This window comes from Mycobacterium sp. TH-M25, assembly GCF_057473665.1.
Window position 1 is genome coordinate 1 of sequence record NZ_JBYCLA010000510.1, and the last position, 5,276, is coordinate 5,276.

Sequence of the window (5,276 nt, forward strand, 5' to 3'; positions counted from 1 at the left end):
TGGCCAAGGAACTCGGTGTCACCAGTAAGGAAGTTCTCGCCCGGTTAGGCGAACAGGGCGAATTCGTCAAATCAGCATCATCGACGGTCGAGGCACCCGTAGCGCGTCGACTGCGTGAGTCTTTCGGCGGCGGCAAGCCCGCTCCGGAGAAGGCAGCCGGCAACGGCGCGGCGGCGGCAAAGCCCGACGCCAAGGCGCTGGCGGCCAAGCCCGCCGCCCCCAAACCCGCCGCGCCGGCACCCACGCCGCCACCCGCGGCCCCAGCACCGGTAGCGCCTGCTCAGCAGCCGCCCGCCGCTGCCGAGGCGCCGGGGCCGGCGCCCAGTCGCCCCGGTCCGACACCCGGTCCGCGCCCGGCGGCTCCCAAGCCCGCGGCCCGCACGCCGCGCGTCGGCAACAACCCGTTCTCCTCGGCACAGCCGGTGGAGCGTCCCGCGATGCCGCGCCCCCAGGCCCCGCGCCCCGGCGCGCCGCGTCCCGGTGGCGCCTCACCAGGCAACATGCCGCCAAGGCCAGCCGCGGCCGGCCGTCCTCCGCGTCCCGGTGGCCCACGACCCGGCGGCCCTGGGGGCCGTCCGGGCGCTCCGGCCGGTGGTGGACGTCCCGGCGGCGGTGGCGGTGGTAACTACCGCGGTGGCGGTGGCGCTGGTGGTGGCGGTGCCGGTGGCGTTGGCGCCGCACCCGGGGCTGGCGGCTACCGTGGCCGTCCCGGCGGTGGTGGCGGCGGAGCAGGACGCCCGGGCCAGCGCGGCGGCGCCGCGGGTGCATTCGGTCGTCCCGGCGGTGCCCCGCGACGCGGTCGCAAGTCCAAGCGGGCGAAACGCGCCGAATACGAGAACATGCAGGCGCCGGTCGTCGGTGGTGTCAGGTTGCCGCACGGCAACGGCGAGACCATCCGGCTGGCCCGTGGTGCCTCACTGTCGGACTTCGCGGAGAAGATCGATGCCAACCCGGCTTCGCTGGTGCAGGCGCTGTTCAACCTCGGTGAGATGGTGACCGCGACACAGTCGGTCGGCGACGAGACGCTTGAGCTGCTGGGCAGCGAGATGAACTACGTCGTCCAGGTCGTCAGCCCCGAGGACGAGGACCGCGAGCTACTGGAGTCCTTCGACCTCTCCTACGGCGAAGACGAAGGCGGCGAGGAAGACCTGCAGATCCGGCCGCCGGTGGTGACCGTCATGGGTCACGTCGACCACGGTAAGACCCGACTGCTGGACACCATCCGGAACGCCAGCGTGCGTGAGGGCGAGGCGGGTGGCATCACCCAGCACATCGGTGCTTACCAGGTGACCGTCGACTTCGAGGGCACCAAGCGGCCGATCACCTTCATCGACACCCCGGGTCACGAGGCGTTCACCGCCATGCGTGCCCGCGGCGCCAAGGCGACCGACATCGCGATCTTGGTGGTCGCCGCCGACGACGGTGTGATGCCGCAGACGGTGGAGGCCATCAACCACGCGCAGGCGGCCGATGTGCCGATTGTGGTGGCGGTCAACAAGATCGACAAAGAGGGCGCCGACCCGCAGAAAATCCGAGCTCAGCTCACCGAGTACAACTTGGTGGCTGAGGACTTCGGTGGTGACACGATGTTCGTCGACATCTCGGCGAAGGCGGGAACCAACATCGAGGCGCTGGAAGAGGCGGTGCTGTTGACCGCCGACGCTGCCCTGGACCTGCGGGCCAACCCCGACATGGAAGCGCAGGGTGTGGCGATCGAAGCGCACCTCGACCGCGGCCGCGGGCCGGTGGCGACCGTGCTGATCCAGCGCGGAACGCTGCGGGTCGGTGACTCGATCGTGGCCGGCGACGCCTACGGTCGCGTGCGGCGGATGGTCGACGAGCACGGCGACGACGTCGAAGAGGCGCTGCCCTCGCGGCCGGTCCAGGTCATCGGTTTCACGTCGGTGCCCGGTGCGGGTGACAACCTGCTGGTCGTCGACGAGGACCGGATCGCCCGCCAGATCGCCGACCGTCGCAGTGCCCGCAAGCGCAACGCGTTGGCGGCCCGCTCCCGCAAGCGGATCAGCCTGGACGATCTGGATGCCGCGCTGAAGCAGACCAGCCAGCTCAACCTGATCCTGAAGGGCGACAACTCCGGAACCGTCGAGGCTCTGGAGGAAGCGCTGCTGGGTATCGAGATCGACGACGAGGTGGTGCTGCGCGTCATCGACCGCGGTGTCGGTGGTGTCACCGAGACCAACGTCAACCTGGCGTCGGCGTCGGATGCGATCATCATCGGGTTCAACGTCCGAGCCGAGGGCAAGGCCACCGAGCTGGCCAACCGCGAGGGCGTGGACATCCGCTACTACTCGGTGATCTATCAGGCGATCGACGAGATCCAGAGCGCGCTGAAGGGCATGCTCAAGCCGATCTACGAGGAGAGCCAGCTGGGCCGCGCCGAGATTCGCGCGCTGTTCCGGTCGTCGAAGGTCGGGATCATCGCCGGTTGCCTGGTCCAATCGGGGGTCGTGCGGCGCAACGCCAAAGCCCGGTTGTTGCGGGACAACATCGTGGTGGCCGAGAACCTCACGGTGTCCTCGCTGCGACGGGAGAAGGACGACGTCACCGAGGTCCGCGACGGCTACGAATGCGGTCTGACGCTGACCTACTCCGATCTCAAAGAGGGTGACGTCATCGAGACCTACGAGCTGGTGGAGAAGGAGCGCGTTTAGGCCTATGAGCTCGGACAAGCTGAACCTACGGCGGCATGGCTGACCCGGCGCGGGCGCGCCGGCTGGCCAAGCGGATCTCCGAGATCGTCGCCTCGGCGATCGAGTACGAGATCAAAGATCCCGGTTTGGTAGGAGTCACCATCGTCGACGCCAAGGTGTCCGGCGACCTTCATGACGCGACGCTGTACTACACGGTGATGGGTTCGACCCTCGACGACGAACCCGACTACGCCGGGGCCGCCGCCGCGCTCGAACGCGCAAAGGGTGTGCTGCGCAGCAAGGTCGGCGCCGGCACCGGGGTGCGCTTCACGCCGACGCTCACCTTCATCCGCGACACGGTGTCGGACTCCGTGCAGCGGATGGAGGAGTTGCTGGCGCGAGCGCGCGCGGCGGACGCCGACGTGGCTCGGGTTCGGCAAGGAGCGAGACCGGCCGGCGACGCCGATCCGTACCGCACGACCGACGATGACGCGCTCGGTGACGGGGCACCAACCGATGACGGAGAAGGCGCCGGTGACGACGATCAACGCACAGACTGAACCCACTACGACCTCACGCGTCGACGCGATAGGCGCCGCCAAGGTGCTGGACGTCGCCGCGACGATCGGGGTGCTCTGCCATGTGCATCCCGACGCCGACACGATCGGTGCGGGCCTGGCGCTGGCGCTGGTCCTAGACCGCTGCGGCAAATCCGTTGAGGTCAGCTTCGCGGCGCCGCCGGCGCTGCCGGAGTCGTTGCGGTCACTGCCCGGCGGCCGGCTACTGGTGGATCCCGCTGCGATGCGCCGCGACGTCGATCTGGTTGTGACTGTTGATATCCCCAGCATCAACCGGCTCGGCGATCTGCGCGACATGGCCGGCGACGGGCACGACGTGCTGGTGATCGATCACCACGCCTCGAACCAGCTGTTCGGCACCGTGAATTTCGTTGAGCCCTCGGCGGATTCGACCACGATGATGGTCGCCGAGCTGCTCGACGCCTGGGGCAAGCCAATCGACGCCGAGGTGGCCTACTGCCTCTACGCGGGATTGACCACCGACACCGGCTCGTTCCGCTGGGCCAGCGCGGCCGCATACCGGCTGGCGGCGCGCCTGGTCGAGCTGGGCATCGACAATGCGGCGATCACCCGGTCGCTGATGGACACACATCCCTTCGCCTGGCTGTCGATGCTGTCCCGGGTGCTGGGCTCGGCACAGCTGCTGCCCGAGGCCGCCGGTGGCCGCGGCCTGGTCTACGCCGTCGTCAGCAACAAGGAGTGGACGAAGGCGAGGCCGGAGGAGGTCGAAAGTATCGTCGACATCGTCCGCACCACCCAGCAGGCCGAGGTGGCCGCGGTGTTCAAAGAGATTGAGTCGCAACACTGGTCGGTGTCGATGCGGGCAAAATACGACGTCGACTTGTCGGCGGTTGCGTCGACCTTCGGTGGTGGTGGACACAAGCGGGCTGCCGGCTACTCGACGACCGGTTCGGTCGACGAGGTCGTGGCCGCGCTGAGCGCCGCCCTGGGGTGAACGGACCGGTCCGGTCGCAACCGGGTGGCCGTCAGATCGCGCAGTTGGCGCTTCCTGCCCTGGGTGTGCTGGCCGCCGAACCGCTCTATCTGCTTGTCGATACCGCCGTGGTCGGCGGACTCGGCGCGCTGAGCCTGGCAGGGGTTGCCATCGGGGGACTGGTCCTGGGCATGGTCGGATCCGACCTGACATTCCTGTCCTACGGCACCACCGCGCGTTCGGCCCGGCATTTCGTTGCCGGCGACCGGAATTCGGCGGTGGCCGAAGGTGTGCAGGCGACCTGGTTGGCGCTGGGCCTGGGTGTGCTGATCGTCGTCGGTTGGCTTGCGCTATCAGGTGATTGGACGGTGACCGGCAAATGACGAGTGAGCGTGAGCGAATGCTGAGCGGCCAGTTGTACCGCGCCGACGATGCCGAACTGGTCGCCGGCCGAAAGTCGTGTCAGCGTCTACTCGCAACGTTCAACGCCGGTAACCCCGATGTGTTAGGACGATTGCTCGGATCTCTGGGCGAAGGTAGTGCGGTACTGCCCCGATTTCTGTGCGACTACGGCGCGCAGATCGCCATCGGCGCCGCATGTTTCGTCAACTACGACGCGATCTTCCTCGACAGCGCATCGATCACCATCGGCGACCACGTGCAGGTGGGTCCGCGGGTACAGCTTGTCACGGCGCTCCACCCCGTCGACGACCATCAGGCCCGCCGAGCGGGCTTGGAGTCCGCGGCCCCGATCGTCATCGGGGACAACACCTGGCTGGCGGCCGGCGTCATCGTCTGCCCGGGGGTCACCATCGGCGAGAATTCGGTGATCGGGGCGGGAAGTGTTGTGGTGAGCGACATTCCCGCGGATGTGCTGGCGGCCGGCAATCCATGCCGGGTCATCAGAGCGCTTGGCGATTAGCGGCAGTGCTTTTCCAGCGGCGCCGCAGAATTGATCGTGGGTATCTGGCATAGCCGCGCGGCGCCGCCGCTGGGAGCTCCCAAGCAGCAGGCGGCCTTCGCCATCCGACGGCCGCCACAGACTGCCGTCACCTAGCAAAGACGGGGATCGGGCGTCGACGAGTGGCGTTGTACCAGAACGCGTTCATCGCG

The 5,276-nt window shown here is 68.3% G+C and carries 5 protein-coding genes; all 5 read left to right on the forward strand.

Annotation, left to right across the window (positions count from 1 at the left end):
* Window positions 1-2,672, forward strand: a 2,672-nt coding sequence (infB, locus tag AC2VOU_RS17195; protein ID WP_486958454.1) for a translation initiation factor IF-2, incomplete at its 5' end; no start/stop codon positions are given.
* Between the two features lie 35 nt (window positions 2,673-2,707).
* A complete protein-coding gene (gene rbfA / locus AC2VOU_RS17200) occupies window positions 2,708-3,211 on the forward strand; it encodes a 30S ribosome-binding factor RbfA (RefSeq protein WP_486958455.1) in 504 nt (167 codons plus the stop codon).
* Window positions 3,168-4,184: a DHH family phosphoesterase gene (locus AC2VOU_RS17205; RefSeq protein WP_486958456.1), complete on the forward strand. Its 1,017-nt coding sequence runs from the start codon at window positions 3,168-3,170 to the stop codon at window positions 4,182-4,184. Before rbfA ends, AC2VOU_RS17205 begins: the two co-directional genes overlap by 44 nt.
* Window positions 4,181-4,546 (forward strand): MATE family efflux transporter, encoded by a 366-nt coding sequence (locus tag AC2VOU_RS17210; RefSeq protein ID WP_486958457.1) that lies wholly within the window; start codon window positions 4,181-4,183, stop codon window positions 4,544-4,546. Before AC2VOU_RS17205 ends, AC2VOU_RS17210 begins: the two co-directional genes overlap by 4 nt.
* Window positions 4,543-5,085, forward strand: coding sequence for a sugar O-acetyltransferase (locus AC2VOU_RS17215; RefSeq protein WP_486958458.1), 543 nt, complete (start codon window positions 4,543-4,545; stop codon window positions 5,083-5,085). The genes AC2VOU_RS17210 and AC2VOU_RS17215 overlap by 4 nt, the downstream gene beginning before the upstream one ends.
* Window positions 5,086-5,276 lie beyond the last annotated feature (191 nt).

Coding starts and splice junctions, on each gene's coding strand:
- AC2VOU_RS17215 (WP_486958458.1), top strand. CDS start 4,543: ATGACGAGTGAGCGTGAGCGAATGCTGAGCGGCCAGTTGTACCGCGCC.
- rbfA (WP_486958455.1), top strand. CDS start 2,708: ATGGCTGACCCGGCGCGGGCGCGCCGGCTGGCCAAGCGGATCTCCGAG.
- AC2VOU_RS17205 (WP_486958456.1), top strand. CDS start 3,168: ATGACGGAGAAGGCGCCGGTGACGACGATCAACGCACAGACTGAACCC.